The 20262-nt window shown below is 69.0% G+C and carries 18 protein-coding genes; 10 read left to right on the top strand and 8 right to left on the bottom strand.

What is annotated here, in order from left to right; genetic code table 11:
- Positions 1–14: 14 nt before the first annotated feature.
- The gene (locus ASF40_RS15565) at positions 15–581 is read right to left on the bottom strand and encodes a GNAT family N-acetyltransferase (protein ID WP_056370656.1); all 567 of its coding nucleotides are present in this window, start codon (positions 579–581) and stop codon (positions 15–17) included.
- Between the two features lie 226 nt (positions 582–807).
- Here ASF40_RS15565 and ASF40_RS15560 point away from each other — a divergent pair, with 226 nt between their 5' ends.
- A complete protein-coding gene (locus ASF40_RS15560) occupies positions 808–1653 on the top strand; it encodes an endonuclease domain-containing protein (protein ID WP_056371530.1) in 846 nt (281 codons plus the stop codon).
- Between the two features lie 321 nt (positions 1654–1974).
- On the opposite strand, the gene trpS is transcribed toward ASF40_RS15560, so the two are convergent.
- The 7 genes from trpS to sdhC form a co-directional block, all read right to left on the bottom strand.
- Complete coding sequence (gene trpS / locus ASF40_RS15555) at positions 1975–2982, bottom strand: tryptophan--tRNA ligase (protein WP_082497102.1); 1008 nt, start codon at positions 2980–2982, stop codon at positions 1975–1977.
- A gap of 30 nt (positions 2983–3012) precedes the next feature.
- Entirely contained in the window at positions 3013–3879 is an 867-nt protein-coding gene (locus ASF40_RS15550; RefSeq protein WP_200919502.1) for an exodeoxyribonuclease III, read from the bottom strand.
- 41 nt (positions 3880–3920) lie between these two features.
- Positions 3921–5237: a YihY/virulence factor BrkB family protein gene (locus ASF40_RS15545; protein ID WP_235560256.1), complete on the bottom strand. Its 1317-nt coding sequence runs from the start codon at positions 5235–5237 to the stop codon at positions 3921–3923.
- A gap of 76 nt (positions 5238–5313) precedes the next feature.
- Positions 5314–6084 (bottom strand): succinate dehydrogenase iron-sulfur subunit, encoded by a 771-nt coding sequence (locus tag ASF40_RS15540; protein WP_056370652.1) that lies wholly within the window; start codon positions 6082–6084, stop codon positions 5314–5316.
- Entirely contained in the window at positions 6084–7907 is a 1824-nt protein-coding gene (gene sdhA / locus ASF40_RS15535; RefSeq protein ID WP_056370649.1) for a succinate dehydrogenase flavoprotein subunit, read from the bottom strand. The genes ASF40_RS15540 and sdhA overlap by 1 nt, the downstream gene beginning before the upstream one ends.
- A 43-nt stretch (positions 7908–7950) precedes the next feature.
- Positions 7951–8400: a succinate dehydrogenase hydrophobic membrane anchor subunit gene (locus ASF40_RS15530; protein WP_056370644.1), complete on the bottom strand. Its 450-nt coding sequence runs from the start codon at positions 8398–8400 to the stop codon at positions 7951–7953.
- Positions 8400–8831 (bottom strand): succinate dehydrogenase, cytochrome b556 subunit, encoded by a 432-nt coding sequence (gene sdhC / locus ASF40_RS15525; RefSeq protein WP_082497100.1) that lies wholly within the window; start codon positions 8829–8831, stop codon positions 8400–8402. The genes ASF40_RS15530 and sdhC overlap by 1 nt, the downstream gene beginning before the upstream one ends.
- Positions 8832–9070: 239 nt before the next feature.
- Between sdhC and ASF40_RS15520 the strand changes: the two genes are divergently transcribed.
- From ASF40_RS15520 to ASF40_RS15480, 9 genes are all read left to right on the top strand, one after another.
- Positions 9071–10186 carry a mannose-1-phosphate guanylyltransferase gene (locus tag ASF40_RS15520; protein WP_056370643.1) on the top strand — a complete coding sequence of 372 codons (1116 nt, stop codon included), beginning with the start codon at positions 9071–9073 and terminating at the stop codon, positions 10184–10186.
- 239 nt (positions 10187–10425) lie between these two features.
- The gene (locus ASF40_RS15515) at positions 10426–11571 is read left to right on the top strand and encodes a BMP family lipoprotein (protein ID WP_056370642.1); all 1146 of its coding nucleotides are present in this window, start codon (positions 10426–10428) and stop codon (positions 11569–11571) included.
- A 112-nt stretch (positions 11572–11683) separates the two neighbouring features.
- Positions 11684–13198: an ABC transporter ATP-binding protein gene (locus ASF40_RS15510; protein ID WP_056370641.1), complete on the top strand. Its 1515-nt coding sequence runs from the start codon at positions 11684–11686 to the stop codon at positions 13196–13198.
- Complete coding sequence (locus ASF40_RS15505; protein ID WP_056370639.1) at positions 13195–14562, top strand: ABC transporter permease; 1368 nt, start codon at positions 13195–13197, stop codon at positions 14560–14562. Before ASF40_RS15510 ends, ASF40_RS15505 begins: the two co-directional genes overlap by 4 nt.
- Entirely contained in the window at positions 14559–15839 is a 1281-nt protein-coding gene (locus ASF40_RS15500; protein WP_056370638.1) for an ABC transporter permease, read from the top strand. The genes ASF40_RS15505 and ASF40_RS15500 overlap by 4 nt, the downstream gene beginning before the upstream one ends.
- Positions 15840–15935: 96 nt before the next feature.
- Positions 15936–16337 (top strand): cytidine deaminase, encoded by a 402-nt coding sequence (locus ASF40_RS15495; protein WP_056370636.1) that lies wholly within the window; start codon positions 15936–15938, stop codon positions 16335–16337.
- Positions 16334–17635, top strand: a complete 1302-nt coding sequence (locus ASF40_RS15490) for a thymidine phosphorylase (RefSeq protein WP_056370634.1) — start codon at positions 16334–16336, stop codon at positions 17633–17635. Before ASF40_RS15495 ends, ASF40_RS15490 begins: the two co-directional genes overlap by 4 nt.
- Before the next feature lie 94 nt (positions 17636–17729).
- Positions 17730–18845 (top strand): adenosine deaminase, encoded by a 1116-nt coding sequence (locus ASF40_RS15485; RefSeq protein WP_056370632.1) that lies wholly within the window; start codon positions 17730–17732, stop codon positions 18843–18845.
- 407 nt (positions 18846–19252) lie between these two features.
- Complete coding sequence (locus ASF40_RS15480) at positions 19253–20185, top strand: DUF559 domain-containing protein (protein WP_157549717.1); 933 nt, start codon at positions 19253–19255, stop codon at positions 20183–20185.
- Positions 20186–20262 lie beyond the last annotated feature (77 nt).

Genomic DNA, 20262 nt, shown 5'->3' with positions numbered 1-20262 from the left:
GGTCGGGCCGGTCGTCAGGCGTGGAGGACGGGCCAGGGCTGAGGCATCCGTTCGTCCGTCTTCAGGAGTCCCGCGATCCAGCCGTCGTCGCGATGCTTCGCGCTCACGAGCGCCTGGCGCAGGGTGCCCTCGAAGCGGAAGCCCAGCGCGCGGGCGACGCGCGCCGACGGCTCGTTGCCCACCACGGCGCGCCACTCGATGCGGGTGAGGCCTGCGCCGTCGGACGAGAAGGCCCAGTCGATCACCGCGTTCGCCGCTTCGCGGAGGCGGCCGCCGCCGCGCTGATCCGGGGCGATCCAGTACCCGATCTCCCCGTTGCCCTGCCCGTCGAGGCGGTAGAACCCGATGGTTCCGACGAGGGTTGCACCGTCGCGGATCACCCAGGTGCGGTGCAGCTCGCCCGCCCACTGCTCTGCGACCGCGTCGATGAACTTCTCGGCATCCTCCCGCGCGTACGGCGAGGGCACCCGCGTGTACCGCTGGATGTCGGGGTCCTGGCACGCCGCGTAGATCGCGTCCACATCGTCGACACGTGGCGCAGACAGCTCGAGGCGCGCGGTGCGCAGGGTCACGGGCTCCATCCGGACAGCCTAAGTGCCGGACAAGCCCCTCCGTTCGCAACTCAGGACGGGCGTGATCTCTGCGCGCGGGGTCAGCGCGATTCCGGGTGATGGACGTCGGCCGTTGAGCGATGATCCTGAATTGTGAACATGCCGGCTCCTCCACAAGTCGCGGGGAACGATGGCCATCCCCAGATTCAACGCGCCCGACGACCGCCGGTGCGCGACGGCGCGAGGGTCGGTGATCATGTGGACGACTCACCGGACCCGTCGCGATCTGATGGCCGATGGCATGACCGCGCGTGACATCACGGCGGCCGTCCGCGCGGGCGCGCTGATCCGTGCCCGACGTGACCGCTATCTTCCGCCGGAGACGCCGGATGCTGTGGTCCGGGCGGTCCGCGTCGGCGGACGTCTGACCTGCCTGTCCCTCCTCCAGCATCTCGAAGTCTTCGTGGAGACGAATGCGCGTCTGCACGTGCACCTCGACACACGAATGAGCCGTATGCGTTCGCCGCACGACCGCCGAAGGAAGCTGGACCTGAAGAACCTTCACGGCACGCGCTTGCACTGGCTCGCCATGCCGAATGACCCCGGTGCCGCAACGTGCACCGACCTTGTTGTCGCTTTGGCGCACGCGGTGCTCTGCCAGCCGCCACGCGCGGCGATCGCGTCGATCGACAGCGCGCTCAACAAGAAGCTGATCCGCTCCGAGCAGCTGTCATCAATCTTCGAGATCCTGCCCGCGAAGTATGCGGTGCTGGCATCGCTCGTCGACGGCCGGGCACAGTCAGGTCCTGAGACCCTCGTGCGACTGATGCTCGCCGGCCTCGGTTGCTCAACACGCTTGCAGGTGGAGTTCGAGAATGTCGGGTTCGTCGATCTCGTCGCAGACGGCTGGCTCGTCATCGAGTGCGACAGCAAGGAGTTCCACTCGGACTGGGATCAGCAGGTCAAGGACTACCAGCGTGACCTCGAGCTGGCGCGGCAGGGCTACGCCGTCCTCAGACTCACGGCGAGTGACATCCTCTTTCGCCCGGATGACGTGCTGGCCGCATTGCGGGGTTTGCTCACGCAGCGCACCAAGCGCTGACCGCCCCATCGAGGTCTCAAGCGGCTGTCGCGGTTCGCAACTCAGGACCGATGCGCGGAGCGAGAACACGAAGCGCCTGAACGCCGTATCCATCCTGAGTTGCGAACCGGGGAGGGCCTCGGGTGGCAAGGCTTGTGAACTCGCTCGCCCGGGCGCGGGGCCCATCCCTGATGCTCGCAACTCAGGATGGTCACGACCTGGGGGGTCTCCGCGTCGCCGGGCGACGGAATCATCCTGAGTTGCGAACGCAGCGAACCGGACCGAAGACGCTCAGGCAGCCCGGGGGATGCTGCAGCCCGGGGCCGCAGCATCCGTCCAGGGTCAGCGGGAGCGGCGGAGCAGGCCGACCTTGTCGTAGACGTCGGCGAGGGTGCGCTCGGCGACCTCGGACGCCTTGTCGGCGTTGACGGCGAGGACGCGGTCGAGCTCGGAGGGGTCGTCGAGCATCTGCAGCGCGCGCTCGCGCACCGGGCCGAACTCGTTGACGACGACCTCGGCGAGGCCCTTCTTGAAGTCGCCGTAGCCGCGGCCCGCGTACTCGTCCTCGATCGACGGGATCTGGCGGCCGGTCAGGGCCGCGTAGATCACGAGCAGGTTCGAGACGCCGGGCTTGGCCTCACGGTCGTAGCGCACCGAGCCCTCGGAGTCGGTGACGGCGCGCATGATCTTCTTCGCCGAGACCGCCGGGTCGTCGAGCAGCCACAGCACGCCGGCATCGGACTCCGCGGACTTCGACATCTTCGCGGTGGGGTTCTGCAGGTCGTAGATGCGGGCCGTCTCCTGCTGAATGACCGGCATCGGCACCCTGAACGTCTCGCCGAAGCGGCTGTTGAAGCGCTCCGCCAGGTCGCGGGTCAGCTCGACGTGCTGCTTCTGGTCGTCGCCGACGGGCACGATGTCGGTCTGGTACAGCAGGATGTCGGCGGCCATCAGCACGGGATACGTGAAGAGCCCGACCGACGTGGCGTCCGAGCCGTAGCGCGAGGACTTGTCCTTGAACTGCGTCATGCGCCCGGCCTCGCCGAAGCCCGTGATCGTCGACAGGATCCACGCCAGCTCGGGGTGCGCGGGCACGTGCGACTGCACGTACAGCGTCGACTTCGACGGCTCGATGCCGGCGGCGATGTACTGGGCGGCGGTGCGGCGCGTCTTCTCACGCAGGTGTTCGGGGTCCTGCGCGACGGTGATCGCGTGCAGGTCGACCACCGAGAAGAACGCGTCGTACGACTCCTGCAGGTCGCGCCACTGCATGAGAGCCCCGATGTAGTTGCCGATCTGAAGCGAGTCGGCGGAGGGCTGCATGCCGGAGTACAGGCGCGATCTACTCATCCGAAAAGTCTATAGAGCGGATGCTGCGCCTCAGTGCCCGATCGAGTATTCGGCGACGACGGGGGAGTGGTCGCTCCAGCGCGTGTCCCACGAGGGCGCGCGCACCACGCGGTAGTCGGCGACCCGGGCGCCGAGCTCGGGCGTCGCGAGGTGGTAGTCGATGCGCCACCCGGTGTCGTTGTCGAACGCGCGCCCGCGCATCGACCACCACGTGTACGGGCCGTCGACGTCGCCGTGGAAGCGGCGGCCGATGTCGACCCAGCCGAGACCGGGGCCCGTCGAGCCGTCCGCGCCGGTGACCTCCGCGCCCTCCTCGCCGAAGAACCGGTCGAAGTAGGCGCGCTCGCGGGGGAGGAACCCGGCCTTCTTGACGTTGCCCTTCCAATTGCGGATGTCGAACTCGCGGTGGCCGACGTTGAGGTCGCCCATGACGAGCGCGAGCGGGGAAGCGGCCTCGAGCTGCGGCATACGGGCCTCCATCGCGTCGAGGAAGGCCCACTTGGCGTCCTGCTTGGGGGTGTCGGCCTCGCCGGTGTGCACGTAGGCGCTCACGACGATCAGGCGCTCGCCGTCGATGTCGAAGTCGGCCTCGATCCAGCGGCCGGCACTGTCGAGCACCTCGGCCGCGTCCTCGGCGGCGGGGCCGAGCACGCGGCGCACCTCCACCGACGGGATGCGGCTGGCCACGGCCACACCGGCACGGCCCTTCGCGAGAGCCTCGTCGTTGACGATCTCCCACCCCGGCAGCGCAGCGCGCAGCTCGTCTTCGGTCGCGCGGACCTCCTGGAGGGCCATCACGTCGATGTCGGCGGCGTCGAGCCACTCGAGCATGCCTTTGCGCGTCGCCGCGCGGATTCCGTTGACGTTGACAGAGGCGATGCGAACACGGCGAGACACGACGGCAAGACTATCCGGGGCCACCGACACCGCTGGACGCATCAGTCGTTGTGCGGGACGCGCGGCGACCGCCCGCGCTTGGACGGCTTGCTCGGCGTCGCGGCGGCCGACGGAACGGGGGTCGACGCCCGCCCCGGCGCGGCCCCGTTCCGAACCGGCGCCGCCGGCGTCGCCGCCTCCACCTGGCTCAGCTCGTCCTCGGCCTCCCGCACGGCGCGGTCGGCGACCCACGCGCGGTACCAGGGCGCCTGGTCGCGCGCGTCCTGCGCGGTGCGCAGCCGCACCCGTGCGGCCACGAGCAGAGCCGCGTGCTCGGCCGCGACGCGCTCGGCATCGGTCTGCGGCAGCATCACGACATCGCGGTCCTTCGCCGCGACGGCGATCCACGCCGCCGCGACGAGCATGACGATCCCGAGCAGCCGGAACCACAGCAGCATCCCGATGAAGATCGCGAACGTCGCCAGCAGCGGGTTGGAGGGCGTGTAGCTCAGCAGCAGACCGGCACCGAGCTGGAGCACCGAGATGCCGAGTCCGCCGAGCAGGGCGCCTGGCCAGATGCGGCGCCACGGCAGCTTCGTGCCGGTCAGGAATCGGAACAGACCGACGAGCGCCGTGGAGGTCACCGCGAAACCGATGAGGAGCGAGCCGATGCTGACGCTGATGTCGGTGAGGGCGCTCGTGTCCTTCAACCCGAACAGGGAGAAGATCCATTCGACGGCGTAGGTGCCCACGGTGCTGAGCGCAAAGCCGAAGATCAGCGCCGCGCCGAAGATGAGCGCCGCGAGGAAGTCTCTGGCCTTGAGCAGGAAATAGCTTCGTCGATCCGGCGGGATGGCGAACAGCTCGCGCACCGCGCGACGGGAGTAGGTGACCCAGTCGATCGCCGTCCAGATGAGGGCGCCGAGCGCGATGACGCCCGTCCAGCCGAGGACGCCGGAGTTCGAGGATGCGATCTCCTGCACCGCTTCGGGGGTGGCGAGTCCGCCTGAATCGGAGATCAGGCCCGGGATGTAGCTGTTGATCAGGTCGATGAGGGCGTTGACGGCATCCGGGCTCCCACCCAGCCAGATGCCGACGATCGCGAACACGACGTAGATCGCGGCGAAGCACGCGAACAGCGCGACGTAGCTGACGCCGGCCGCGAGCAGGAACCCGTTCTCGATGAGGAAGTGGCGCCACACCCGGACGGGGAACCACGCCATCGTCGCCTGCGTCAGCCGCGTCGCGCGACTGATCGGCGCGTCGAAGCGCTGCCGGAGGCTGTGCTCCGTCGCCTCCCAGCGCTCCCGGAGCGACTCCTCCTCGCGCTGCGCGGCGTCCGCTGCCGCACGGGCATCGGGCGGGGGAGTGTGCGTCACGGTGTTCAGATTAGCGACAGACGGATGCCGCATCGCTGAGCGATGCGGCATCCGTCTGCCTGAAAGAGAACCGGGGTTACGGGCGTCCGCGCAGGACCGCCTGCTTGACCTCGGCGATCGCCTTGGTGACCTCGATGCCGCGCGGGCACGCCTCGGTGCAGTTGAAGGTCGTGCGGCAGCGCCACACGCCCTCTTTGTCGTTGAGGATGTCGAGGCGCACGTCGCCGGCGTCGTCGCGCGAGTCGAAGATGAAGCGGTGCGCGTTGACGATGGCCGCAGGGCCGAAGTACTGGCCGTCGGTCCAGAAGACGGGGCACGACGACGTGCACGCGGCGCACAGGATGCACTTCGTGGTGTCGTCGAAGACCTCGCGGTCGACGATCGACTGGATGCGCTCCTTGCCCTTCTCGGGCGTCGAGTTCGCGATGAGGAACGGCTGGACCTCGCGGTACGACGCGAAGAACGGCTCCATGTCGACGACGAGGTCCTTCTCGAGCGGCAGGCCCTTGATGGCCTCGACATAGATCGGCTGCGAGATGTCGAGGTCCTTGATGAGCGTCTTGCACGCGAGCCGGTTGCGGCCGTTGATGCGCATCGCGTCGGAGCCGCAGATGCCGTGGGCGCACGAGCGGCGGAAGGTCAGCGAGCCGTCGACCTCCCACTTGATCTTGTGCAGGGCGTCGAGCACGCGGTCGGTCGAGTAGAGCTCGACGTCGTAGTCGACCCAGCGCGGCTCCTCGTCGACCTCGGGGTCGAAGCGCCGGATGATGAACGTGACGAGGAACGACTGGATGCCGGTGTCGTTGGTGACCTCGGTAGCGGAATCCGCGTCGGCGACGAGCGTCATCAGTACTTCCTCTCCATCGGCGGGTAGTTCAACTCGCCCTTTTCGTTCTTCGTGAAGACGACGGGCTTCCAGCCCAGGCGGATGTGGTCCTCGGCGTTCGACGAGTGCGGGTCGCCCGACAGGTACGCCATGGTGTGCTGCATGTAGTTCTCGTCGTCGCGCTTCGGGAAGTCGTCGCGCATGTGGCCGCCGCGGCTTTCTTTGCGGTTCTTCGCGGTCACGACGACCACCTCGGCGATGTCGAGGAGGAAGCCGAGCTCGACGGCCTCGAGCAGGTCGGTGTTGAACCGCTTGCCCTTGTCGTCGACGTGCACGTTCTTGAAGCGTTCCCGCAGCTCTTCGATGGTGAGGAGCACCTCGCCGAGCGACTCGTCGGTGCGGAACACCTGGGCCTTGCGGTCCATCTCGTCCTGCAGCGTCTTGCGGAGCACCGCGATGCGCTCGGTGCCCGGGTTGTTGCGCAGGCCCTCGATGAGGTCGCGCACCTCGGCGGCGGGGTCTTCGGGCAGCGGCACGAAGTCGGCGGTCTTGACGTACTCGACGGCGTTGCGGCCGGCGCGCTTGCCGAAGACGTTGATGTCGAGCAGCGAGTTGGTGCCGAGGCGGTTCGACCCGTGCACCGACACGCACGCGCACTCGCCGGCTGCGTACAGGCCCGGGACGACGGTGGTGTTGTCGCTGAGCACCTGCGCGTCGTTGTTGGTGGGGATGCCGCCCATCGCGTAGTGCGCGGTCGGCATGACGGGCACCGGCTCGACCACCGGGTCGACGCCGAGATACGTGCGTGCGAACTCGGTGATGTCGGGGAGCTTCGTCTCGAGCACCTCGGCGCCCAGGTGCGTGCAGTCCAGGAGCACGTAGTCGCGGTGGGGTCCGGCGCCGCGGCCCTCTGCGACCTCCTGCACCATGCACCGGCTGACGATGTCGCGCGGGGCGAGGTCCTTGATGGTCGGGGCGTAGCGCTCCATGAACCGCTCGCCGCTCACGTTGCGCAGGATCGCGCCTTCACCGCGGGCACCTTCGGTGAGAAGGATGCCGAGCCCGGCGAGACCGGTCGGGTGGAACTGGAAGAACTCCATGTCCTCCAGCGGCAGGCCCTTGCGCCAGATGATGCCGACGCCGTCACCGGTGAGGGTGTGCGCGTTCGAGGTCGTCTTGAAGATCTTGCCGAATCCGCCCGTCGCGAAGATGACGGCCTTCGACTGGAAGACGTGCAGGTCGCCCGTGGCGAGCTCGTAGGCGACGACGCCCGCGATCTGCTTGTCGGTGCCCTCGCCGACCGTGATGAGGTCGAGCACGTAGAACTCGTTGAAGAAGTTGATGCCGAGCTTGACGCAGTTCTGGAACAGCGTCTGCAGGATCATGTGGCCGGTGCGGTCGGCGGCGTAGCAGGCACGGCGCACCGGGGTCTTGCCGTGGTCGGCGGTGTGCCCGCCGAAGCGGCGCTGGTCGATCTTGCCCTCGGGGGTGCGGTTGAACGGCAGGCCCATGTTCTCGAGGTCGATGACCGCGTCGATCGCCTCTTTCGCGAGGATCTCGGCCGCGTCCTGGTCGACGAGGTAGTCGCCGCCCTTGACGGTGTCGAAGGTGTGCCACTCCCACGAGTCCTCTTCGACGTTCGCCAGGGCCGCCGCCATGCCGCCCTGCGCCGCGCCGGTGTGCGAGCGGGTGGGGTACAGCTTCGAGATGACGGCCGTCCTCGCCCCGGGGCCCGCCTCGATGGCGGCGCGCATGCCGGCGCCGCCGGCGCCCACGATGACGATGTCGAACTGGTGGTAGTGGACGCCGTCCTTGACGTAGCTGTCGGTGGTCTCAGTGCTCACGCTGTGTGCTTTCGATGGTCGATGCTCGGGGGTCGCCCGAACGCTAGCCGCAGATGCTGATGATGGTGTCGGACGCGGTCTCGGCGTCGAAGCCGATGCACGGGTCGAACGTGAAGACGACGAGCGTGCCGAGCACGATGAGGAACGCCGCCGCGAGGCCGAGCGCCCAGACCAGCACGCGGCGGGTGCCGGCGTGGGTCACGTAGTCGTTGACGATCGTGCGCATGCCGTTCGCGCCGTGGATCAGCGCGAGCCACAGCATGAGGACGTCCCACCACTGCCAGAACGGCGTGGCGTACTTGCCGGCGACGAACGCGAAGTCGATGCCGTGGATGCCTTCGCCGACCATCAGGTTCACGAAGAGGTGGCCGAAGATCAGGACCACGAGCAGCACGCCCGAGGCGCGCATGTAGACCCAGCCCCACTTCTCGAGGTTGGCACCCCGGCGGCGGACGGCGGCGCGCGGAGCGCGCGGATCGGCGATGGCGGTCATCAGTGGCCCCCTCCCGGTGCGAAGGCGAGCATGAGGTGACGCGGGACGAAGCCCAGCATCGTCACGGCCCACAGGCCCAGCACGCCCCACCACAGCTGGCGCTGGTGGCGGGTGGCCCACGACCACATGTCGACCAGGATGATGCGCAGGCCGTTGTACGCGTGGTACGCGATGGCGCCGACCAGGGCGACCTCGCCCAGGGCCATCACCGGGTTCTTGTACGTGCCGATCACCGCGTCGTACGCCTCGGGCGACACCCGGATGAGCGCCGTGTCGAGGATGTGGACGAGCAGGAAGAAGAAGATGGCGACGCCGGTGATGCGGTGCAGCACCCACGACCACATGCCTTCGTTCCCGCGGTACAGGGTGCCGCGAGGAACTCGGGAGGTGGTCTCGGATACCGACGGTGTGACGCGTGCTGGTGCAGACACGTCCGTCCTCCTTGGATCGAAACACGATGGGGCTGGCCTCGGACTGCGAGGACGGCCCCCGAAGAGGGCCCGGAACCGTGGGCTTCGGGCCGTCGGCGTCACGCGGGCGCTGCGACCATCCTATTCCCGCATTTCGCGGACCGGCGACGAAGGCGACCCTTACGGCCCCTCCATCCGGAGGGATCTTCGCGAGTGACAAGAACCGCGGTTGTTTCGCCGATCCGGCTACCCTGGGTGCCATGCCCGGACCCATCGACGACTTCTACGCCGTGATCCCCGCCGGCGGCATCGGCAGCCGGCTGTGGCCGCTGTCGCGCGCCGACGCGCCGAAGTTCCTCCACGATCTCACCGGCTCGGGGCACACGCTCCTCGGCGACACGTGGAACCGGCTGGAGCCGCTCGCCGGACCAGACCGCATCGCCGTCGTGACCGGGCGCGCACACCGTGCGGCGGTGGAGAAGGAGCTGCCCGACATCCCCGACAAGAACGTCTTCCTGGAGTCGGAACCCCGCGATTCCACGGCCGCGATCGGCTTGGCCGCCGCGATCCTCTCGCGTCGCGAGCCCGACGTGATCATCGGCTCGTTCGCCGCCGACCACGTCATCCGCGTGCCGCAGCTGTTCGAGTGGGCGGTGAACCAGGCGGTCTCCACCGCGCGCGAGGGCTACATCTGCACGATCGGCATCCAGCCGTCCGAGCCGTCCGTCGGGTTCGGGTACATCAAGAAGGGCGACGCGCTGAAGGTCGAGGGGGCGCCCGAGGCCGCGCTGGTCGAGAGCTTCGTCGAGAAGCCCGACCTCGAGACGGCGAAGGAGTACTTCGCCGACCGCAACTACCTGTGGAACGCCGGCATGTTCATCTCGCGCGCCGACGTGCTGCTCGGCGAGATCGCCGAGAACGAGCCTCACCTCTACGCGGGCCTCATGGACCTCGCCGAGGCCTGGGACGACCGCGACGAGCGCGGACCGGTGGTCGACCGGGTCTGGCCGACGCTCAAGAAGATCGCGATCGACTACACCGTCGCCGAGCCCGCGGCCGCGAAGGGGCGCCTCGCCGTCATCCCCGGGCACTTCGACTGGGACGACGTGGGCGACTTCGCGAGTCTCGCCAAGCTCAACTCCCACGGCCGCAAGAACGACCTCGCCATCCTCGGCGAGAACGCCCGCATCCTCTCCGATGCGGCCAGCGGCATCGTCGTCAGCCAGACCCGACGGGTCATCAGCCTCATCGGTGTCCGCGACATCGTCGTGGTCGACACCGAGGACGCGCTCCTGGTCACCACGAGCGAGCACGCCCAGCGCGTGAAGGGCGTCGTCGACGCGCTCAAGCTCAGCGGGCGCGGCGAAGTTCTGTGAAAACGGATGCTGCGGCCCGCGGCTGGGCCCACGCGCCCGGAGGCTCCGCGGATCGCGCCAGCGATGCGTGGAGTGGGCGTGGGGACCGTTTTCCCTGATCCTCTGCTCATCTGAGCGGGATATTGCGTCTTTGTAACCTTTCGCGAACGACGCCTCACGATGCATGCAACCGCGCCGTCACAGTGGGTAACTTTGTGCAGTCCCCGTGAAGGACGCGGGGGAACGTAGTGGAGGCTGAGTTGACCATCTCACGCACCAAGAAGCTCGTCGGCGTCACCGTCGCCGCGGGCATGCTGATCGCCCTCGCCGGCTGCGGCTCCGCCCCTGAGGAGACGGAATCCACGGGAGACGCCGGAAACGTCGTCGAGGGCTTCACCCCCTGCCTCGTGTCGGACGACGGCGGCTTCAACGACAAGTCGTTCAACCAGTCCGCGAAGGAAGGCATGGACCGCGCCGCCGAGGAACTCGGCGTCGAGCCCATCGAGGTCGAGTCCAGCTCGGCGAACGACTACGCCCCGAACCTCGAGAACCTCATCGCCGAGGGCTGCACGTTCATCATCGCGGTCGGCTTCAAGCTGTCGGCCGACACGGTCGCCTCCGCGCTCGCGAACCCCGACGTGAACTACGCCATCATCGACGACCGGGCCGACAACAGCGGCGCGACGGGCGACGACGGCAAGGAGACCGGCGACGGCGAGACCGACGCGCCGAACATCAAGCCGCTCCTGTTCGACACCGTCCAGGCCGCGTACCTCGGCGGCTACGCCGCGGCCGCGTGGTCGGCGGAAGCCGGCGTCAACAAGGTCGGCACCTTCGGCGGCATCCCGATCCCGCCCGTCACCATCTTCATGGACGGCTTCATCGACGGCGTCGAGAAGTACAACGAAGACAAGGGCGCCGCGGTCGAGACCTACGGCTGGGACGTCGACGCCCAGGAGGGCTCGATGACCGGTGGCTTCGCCGCCAACGACACCGCCAAGCAGACCGCGCAGGGCATCCTCGACCAGGGCGTCGACGTGATCCTCCCGGTCGGCGGCCCGATCTACCAGAGCGCGCGCGACGCCATCACCGACGCCGGCAGCGGCACGGTCATGCTGGGTGTCGACTCCGACCTCGCCAAGGCCGACCCCTCGGTCGCCGACATGGTGCTGGTCTCGATCATGAAGCGCATCGACGAGGCCGTCTACCAGGCGACCATGGAGGCGTCGTCGGGCGACTTCGACCCGGCCACCTACATCGGCACGCTCGAGAACGAGGGCGTGGGCCTGTCGGGCTTCGGCTCGTTCGAGTCGCAGCTGCCGGAGGGCCTGCTCGATGAGCTCGCCGCCCTCCAGGAGCAGATCATCTCGGGCGACCTCGAGGTGACCTCGCCCAGCTCGCCGTAAGGCAGCAGGAACAGCGGAACGCGGCCGGGTGGACGACTCCACCCGGCCGCGTTCTTCCCCGCCGCCACCACATGGATGGCGCCGCGGCCGACAGCATATATAGGGTGCACATATGAAGCTCGAGCTCCGTGGGATCACGAAGCGTTTCGGGTCCCTCGTCGCGAACGACCACATCGATCTCGTGGTCCAGCCGGGTGAGATCCATGCCCTTCTCGGCGAGAACGGCGCCGGCAAATCCACACTCATGAACGTGCTCTACGGCCTGTACCAGGCCGATGAGGGCGAGATCCTGCTGGACGACGTCGTCCAGCACTTCCGCGGTCCCGGCGACGCGATGAACTCGGGCATCGGCATGGTGCACCAGCACTTCATGCTCATCCCGGTCTTCACCGTCGCCGAGAACGTGATGCTCGGGCACGAGAGCACGAAGGCGCTCGGCGCCCTCGATCTCGCCAAGGCCCGCCAGCACGTGCGCTCGGTCGCCGACCGCTTCGGGTTCGAGGTCGATCCCGACGCCGTCGTCGGCGATCTCCCCGTGGGCGTGCAGCAGCGGGTCGAGATCATCAAGGCCCTGTCGCGCGACGCGAAGGTGCTCGTGTTCGACGAGCCGACCGCGGTGCTGACCCCGCAGGAGACCGACGAGCTCATGACGATCATGAAGCAGCTGCGTGATGAGGGCACCTCGATCGTCTTCATCACCCACAAGCTGCGCGAGGTGCGCGCCGTCGCCGACCGCATCACCGTCATCCGGCTCGGCAAGGTCGTGGGCGAGGCCTCGCCGACCGCCTCCAACGCGGAACTCGCCTCCCTCATGGTCGGCCGCGCGGTCGAGCTCACCGTCCACAAGGGCCCGCCCCAGCGCGGCGAGGGCGGACTCGAGGTGCGCGACCTCCGTGTCGTCACCGCGAACGGCACCGTCGTCGTGGACGACGTGAGCTTCGACGTCCGGCCGGGCGAGATCCTCGCGGTCGCGGGCGTCCAGGGCAACGGCCAGACCGAGCTCATCGAGGCCATGGTGGGCCTCGGGGAGCGCGTGAGCGGCTCGATCGAGCTCGGCGGTGTCGAGCTCGTGGGCAAGAGCGTTCGCGGCATCCTCGACGAGGGGGTCGGGTTCGTGCCCGAGGATCGCACCGAGGACGGCCTGGTGGGCACGTTCACCGTGGCCGAGAACCTCATCCTCGACCGGTCCGGCGACAAGGCGTTCGTGTCGGGCGGCACGATCCGCCGCGGGGTGCTCGACGACTTCGCCAAGGCGCGCATCACCGAGTACGACATCCGCACGCAGGGCCCGGACGTCCCCGCCGGGACGCTGTCCGGCGGAAACCAGCAGAAGGTCGTGATCGCCCGCGAGATGAGCCGCGAGCTGAAGCTGCTCGTCGCGGCGCAGCCCACGCGCGGCGTCGACGTCGGCTCGATCGAGTTCATCCACAAACGCATCGTCGAGACGCGGGATGCCGGCATCCCCGTCGTCGTCGTCTCCACCGAGCTCGACGAGGTCGCGGCCCTCGCCGACCGCATCGTGGTGATGTACCGCGGAGCGATCGTCGGCATCGTGCCCGGCGACACCCCCCGAGACGTTCTCGGCCTCATGATGGCCGGCGAGAAGCCCGAGGAGGCCGTCGCGTGAACGACCAGAACCCCGCTGCGAGCGGCGACCCGCTCAAGGGGCTGCCTGCAGATCAGCTCCCGTCCGTGTCGGGCCCCCTCACGGGTTCGCCGGACCTCCCTGCCCCCACCCCTGACGCGCCCGGTGCCGTCGACGGCGAGGTGCCACCGCCCCCGCGGCAGAACGTCTTCATCAAGGAGCTGCTGCGCAGCAACTGGGTGACCACCGTGCTCGCGATCGTCGTGGCGATGGTCGTGGGCGGCATCCTGATGGCGATCACGAACGAGGACGTCCAGGCGGCGTCCGGCTACTTCTTCGCGCGACCCGGCGACACGCTCGGCGCCGTCTGGAATGCGGTGTACGGCGGCTACGAGGCGCTCTTCCGCGGGGCGATCTACAACCCCCGGGCGAATGACTTCGCGACGCAGATCCGGCCGCTCACCAACACGCTCGGCTTCGCCGCCCCGCTGATCGCCGCAGGCCTCGGTGTGGCGCTGGCGTTCCGCGTGGGCCTGTTCAACATCGGTGGCCGTGGCCAGATCCTCATCGCGTGTGCGACCGCGGCGCTGTTCACCTTCAACCTGAACCTGCCGATGTTCCTCCAGCTGCCCCTCACTCTGGCGGCGGGTATCGCCGGCGGTGCGATCTGGGGTGGCATCGTCGGTGTGCTGAAGGCGCGCACCGGCGCCCACGAGGTGATCCTCACCATCATGCTCAACTACGTCGCGTTCTACCTCGTGACGTGGATGGTGCGCACCCCCGGCATCCTGCAGCGCCCGGCGGGCGACCAGCCGATCTCGTCGGCGACGCCGGCGAACGCGCAGTTCCCCGACCTGCTCGGGCCCCGGTTCCCCCTGCTCGACTGGGGCTTCGTGATCGTCATCGCGGCCACCGTTTTCGTGTGGTGGCTGGTCGAGCGGTCGAGCCTCGGCTTCCGGCTCCGCGCCGTCGGCGAGAACCCGCACGCCGCGCGGGCCTCCGGCATCTCCGTGCAGCGGATGTACATCTACGCGATGCTCTTCGCCGGTGGCCTCGCGGGTCTGGCCGGCATGAACCAGATCCAGGGCTCGGTGACCACGGGCTTCGACGGCTACATCGACGCGGGCATCGGCTTCGACGCCATCACCGTCGCCCTCCTCGGCCGCAGCCGGGCCTGGGGCGTGTTCGCCGCCGGCATCCTGTTCGGCGCGCTGAAGGCCGGTTCGTTCACGATGCAGGCCTCGCAGGGCATCCCCGTCGACATCGTGCTCGTGGTGCAGTCGCTCATCGTCCTGTTCATCGCGGCGCCGCCGCTCATCCGCACGATCTTCTTCCTGCCGAAGACCGATGCCGAGAAGGCCGCCAAGGCGAGAGCCAAGGCTGCGAAGAAGGCGGTGTCCGCATGACCGCGCTCGCTCCTGCTCCCGACGGGACGATCCAGCTGGCCACCGTGAAGGTGCGCCACCTGAAGCTGCCGGTGACCCTCGCGATCGCGACGGCCCTGCTGGCGCTCCTCTTCCTGTTCGTCCCGCGCAACGGCATCAGCACCTTCCGGCTGAGCGACCCGAGCTCGTCGATCGGCCTGCCGAACGTGAGCTTCCCGACCGCCGTGACCTGCTGGGTCCTGATCGGCATCCTCGTGCTCCTGACGCTCTGGGCGTTCTGGGACTCGGCGAACTACCGCCGCACCGGCCTCTGGCTGCCGATCGTGTTCAGCCTCCTCGCCGTGTTCGCGTTCCTCGTGTGGGCCTCCGCCGGTGGGCTCGTGCCCGTCACGGGCCTCCTGTTCGGCGCGCTGTCGCTGTCTGTCCCGCTGATCTTCGGTGCGCTCGGAGGCGTCATCGGCGAGCGGGTCGGCGTCGTCAACGTCGCGATCGAGGGTCAGTTCCTGTTCGGCGCGTTCAGCGCCGCACTTCTGGCGAGCATCACCCACAACCCGTTCGTCGGGCTCGTGGGCGCGATGGTGGGCGGCGTGCTCGTAGCGTTCGTGCTGGCGGCGTTCTCGATCAAGTACCTCGTCGACCAGGTGATCGTCGGCGTCGTGCTCAACGTCCTCGTGACGGGCCTGACCGGCTTCCTCTACGGCGCGCTGCTCGTGCCGAACGAGGCCGACCTCAACCGCCCGGTGCGCTTCACGCGGTGGGAGATCCCGCTGCTCAGCGACATCCCGATCATCGGACCCGTGCTGTTCAACCAGACGTTCATCGTCTACCTCATGTACATCACTGTCGCGCTCGTCGCCTGGGGCCTCTACCGCACCCGCTGGGGCCTGCGGCTCCGCGCGGTCGGCGAGCACCCGCAGGCGGCCGACACGGTGGGCATCAAGGTGAACACCAGCAGGTTCTGGAACGTCTCTCTCGCCGGCGCGATCGCCGGCATCGGCGGTGCGTATTTCACCCTCGTCTCGGTGGGCCAGTTCACCAAGGAGATGACGGCGGGCCTCGGCTTCATCGCCCTCGCCGCGGTCATCTTCGGCCGCTGGGACCCGATCCGCGCGACCCTCGCGGCGCTGCTGTTCGGGTTCGCGACCAACCTGCAGAACCTCCTGACCGTGCTGCGGACGCCGATCCCCAGCGAGTTCATGCTGATGCTTCCGTACCTCGTGACGATCATCGCCGTCGCCGGCTTCGCGGGTCAGATCCGCGGTCCCGCCGCCGCCGGCAAGCCATACATCAAGGGATGACGCGGTGCCTGCCGTGCGTGTGAAGGGCGACGGATGCCGGGCCGCGGCATCCGTCGACCCTCCTGATACCCCACCCGACGCGAACGGAGCGCGCTCATGACCGATATCGACTGGGATGAGCTGCGCGCCGCGGCGACGGACGCGATGCGGCGCGCCTACGCCCCCTACTCGCGCTACAAGGTCGGCGCCGCCGCCCTCGTGACCGACGGGCGCATCGTCACCGGCTGCAACGTCGAGAACGCGTCGTACGGCGTCACCCTCTGCGCCGAGTGCGGTCTCGTCAGCGAGCTGGCGAACTCGGGCGGCGGAAGCCTCGTCGCGTTCGTCTGCGTCAACGGCCATGGCGACACGATCATGCCGTGCGGCCGCTGCCGCCAGCTGCTGTTCGAATTCGCGATCCCCGGCATGCTGCTCGAGACGGTGTCGGGAATCCGCACGATCGACGAGGTGCTGCCCGACGCGTTCGGACCCCGCGACCTCGAGGAGGCGACCCGATGAGCGATCCGACGGGCGTCGAGCCGTTCGACGCGGTCGACGTGATACGCACCAAACGCGATGGCGGTGCGGTGCCGGAGCAGGCGCTGCGCTGGATGGTCGACGCCTACACCCGCGGGTACGTCGCCGACTCGCAGATGGCCGCGTTCGCGATGGCCGTTCTCCTCAACGGCATGACGCGCGACGAGATCCGCGTCATGACCGACGCGATGATCGCCTCGGGGGAGCGGATGAGCTTCTCGGGGCTCGGCAAGCCCACGGTCGACAAGCACTCGACGGGCGGCGTCGGCGACAAGATCACGCTGCCGCTGGCTCCGCTCGTCGCGAGCTTCGGCGTCGCGGTGCCGCAGCTGTCGGGCCGCGGACTCGGCCACACCGGCGGCACGCTCGACAAGCTCGAGTCGATCCCGGGCTGGCGTGCGGCACTCTCGAACGACGAGATGTTCGCACAGCTCCGCGACGTCGGCGCTGTGATCTGCGCCGCAGGCTCCGGTCTCGCACCGGCCGACAAGAAGCTCTACGCGCTGCGCGACGTCACCGGCACGGTCGAAGCCATCCCGCTCATCGCGTCGAGCATCATGTCGAAGAAGATCGCGGAGGGCACCGACGCGCTCGTGCTCGACGTGAAGTTCGGCTCCGGCGCCTTCATGCAGGGCGTCGACCGCGCCCGCGAGCTCGCCCGCACGATGGTCGCCCTCGGCACCGACTCGGGCGTCTCGACGACCGCGCTCCTCACCGACATGAACACCCCGCTCGGCCTCGCCATCGGCAACGCCAACGAGGTGCGCGAGTCGGTCGAGGTGCTCGCCGGCGGCGGCCCCGCCGACGTCGTCGAGCTGACGGTGGCGCTCGCCCGCGAGATGCTCGCGCTCGCCGGCCAGCCGGACGCCGATGTCGAGGCGGCGCTGCAGGACGGCCGCGCGATGGATGCCTGGCGCGCGATGATCATCGCGCAGGACGGCGATCCGGATGCTGCGCTGCCCGCCCCGAACGAGACGCACACCGTCACCGCGACCGAAGGCGGCTACGTCACCGGCATGGAGGCGCTCCCGTTCGGCATCGCCGCGTGGCGCCTGGGAGCCGGACGCGCACGCGCGCAGGACCCGGTGCTGCACGCGGCGGGCATCGATCTTCACGTGAAGCCCGGCGATCAGGTGACCGCCGGCCAGCCGCTGTTCACCCTTCTCGGCGAGGATGCCTCCCGGTTCGACCGCGCCCTCGAAGCCCTCGACGGGGCGTGGGAGATCGGCCCCGACGCACCCGAGCGCACTCCTCTCGTCCTGGAACGCATCACCGCCTAGGCTGAGTCAGTCCCGCGCCGGGCCCGACGCGGCCGCCCGGACCGCAGCATCCGTCCGCACCCCCTGACTCGCGATCGCACCGAGGAGAATCTCAATGCCCATCGACCAGCACGGCGACGCCATCCTCGACGGAGTGTCGCTCCGGAGCCTCCCCAAGGTCTCGCTGCACGATCACCTCGACGGCGGCGTGCGCCCCGCGACGATCATCGAACTGGCCGACGCGATCGGGTTCGACGTCCCCGAGTCCGACCCGGACGACCTCGCGGACTGGTTCGCCGACAAGAGCGACTCGGGCTCTCTCGTCGAGTACCTCAAGACCTTCGACCTGACGATCGGCGTCATGCAGACGCGTGAAGGCCTCACGCGCGTCGCCCGCGAGTTCGTCGAGGACCTCGCCGCCGACGGCGTCATCTACGGCGAGGTGCGCTGGGCACCCGAGCAGCACCTCGGCCGCGGGCTGTCGCTCGACGAGGTCGTCGCGGCGGTGCAGGAGGGCATCGAGGAGGGCGAGGACGCGGCCGAGAGCCGCGGCCACGACATCCGTGTCGGCCAGCTGATCTCGGCCATGCGCCACAGTGACCGCTCGCTCGAGATCGCGCGGCTGGCCGTGGACTGGCGCAACCGGGGCGCGGTCGGGTTCGACATCGCGGGTCCCGAGGACGGGTTCCCGCCGTCGCGCCTGCGCGAGGCGTTCGACTACCTGGCGTCGGAGTTCTTCCCGGCCACCGTGCACGCGGGCGAGGCTGCCGGCCTGGACTCGATCCGTTCGGCGCTGATCGACGGCCGCGCGCTGCGCCTCGGCCACGGCGTGCGCCTCGCCGAAGACCTCGAAGTCGTCTCGCGTGCCGGCGAAGAGGTGCTCGTCCAGTTCGGCGACCTGGCGCGCTGGGTGCGCGACCGCGAGATCCCGCTCGAGCTGTCGCCGTCGTCGAACCTGCAGACAGGTGCCATCGAGCGCTGGGGCACGACGCTGGAGGACCACCCCTTCGACCTGCTCTACCAGCTCGGCTTCGCGGTCACCGTGAACGTCGACAACCGCACCATGAGCCGCACGTCGCTCACGCGCGAGCTCGCGCTCCTCGCCGAGACCTTCGAGTACGGCCTCGACGACCTCGAGGCCTTCCAGCTCAACGCCGCCGCCGGCGCCTTCCTCCCGGTGGAGGAGCGCGAGGAGCTCATCGACCTCATCGCCGACGGCTTCGACGCGTAGTCGCTGACCGGTTCCGGAGCGGAGGCGCTGCCCGCGGCATCCGCTCGGCCCGCGGCATCCGCTCGGCCCGCGGCATCCGCTCGGCCCGCGGCATCCGCTCGGCCCGCGGCATCCGCTCCCTCCTTCCCGCTCGACGCGTGCCAGATGCTGTGCGGCCGCGGCGGTCGATTCGCTGCGAAGTCCGGACTTCGCAGGTTGCGGCCCCCTGGCTTCTGCGTTGTCCGGACGGCGCGGATCAGATTGCACACGGCCCGTTGTGCGAGGTCCGGACTTCGCCGGTTCCGGATGCCGCGTTCCCGCGTTGTCCGGACGGCACAGAATCCTCCACAGCGGGCCCGTCGCTCGGGTTGTGCACAGGACTCGCCATCTGACGAGAATCAGCAACCGGCCCTGCGTGAAATGGGGTGGTGACGAGGAAGCGCCTTTCGATCGGAAGCCAGCCGTTCACGGTTGCCAGAGCCCTCGAGGACGGAATCGGCCGTGGAACCCTCGACGGCCCGCGGTTCGAGCGACCGTTCCACGGGGTGCGCCAGCTCAAGGAGCAGGAGGCGAAGTGCGACGCCGCGATGCGGCCCCGCAACGGCATCGAGCTGCGCGCGTACAAGAAGCGCTGTGCTCAGCTCGCCGTCCGCATGGGGGCCGACGACTTCTTCAGTCACAGCTCTGCGCTCGTGCTGTGGGGCGCGCCGGCTCCGCGCGACTGGGACCAGGCCATCCATGTCTCCGGAATACGACCGCGCAACCCCATCCGCACACGCGGGGTGGTGTCGCATCGCCTGGCTCGCCGGGAGGCAGCGTTTGCGGTTCGGGGCGGCCTCCGGGTCGAGACTCCAGCGCGAGCGTGGGTGCAGGCATCGGCTCAACTCTCCGACATCGACCTCATCGTTGCGGCAGACTTCCTCGTGGCGCGGCGGCGACGACTCGTCACCGTGGAGGAGCTCCGGGGCGAGGCTGCACGAATGCGCCGTCCGCGCCTTGAGCGCTTGATCGACCGCGTCCGGGACGGCGCGGAGTCGGCCAAGGAGACGGAACTGCGGATCCGACTGGTCGACGGCGGCCTCCCAGAACCAGACCTCGCCCACGAGCTCTTCACGTCATCCGGGACCTTCGTCGCGCGGCTCGATCAGGTGTATCTGCGATACCGGGTCGCCGTGGAGTACGACGGCCGCCAGCACGCCGAGGACGTAGGCCAATTCGCTCGCGATGCCGATCGGTGGCGTGCGATCGGCGACGAGGGGTGGCATCTCGTTCGAATCCTGAACCACCACCTCGAACCCGACCCGATGGTGGCGGTGGATATCGTGCGGCGCGCTCTCATCCGTGCCGGTTGGCGTCCCTGACCGACGGGCCACCGAGTCCGGACTTCGCAGGTTCGGGACGCTGGTTTGCTGCGCTTTCTGGACCGCAGGGTGTCCGT

It is taken from the genome of Microbacterium sp. Leaf288, assembly GCF_001422925.1.
Taxonomy (GTDB): Bacteria; Actinomycetota; Actinomycetes; order Actinomycetales; family Microbacteriaceae; genus Microbacterium.
This window is presented reverse-complemented; position numbering and strand designations above follow the sequence as displayed.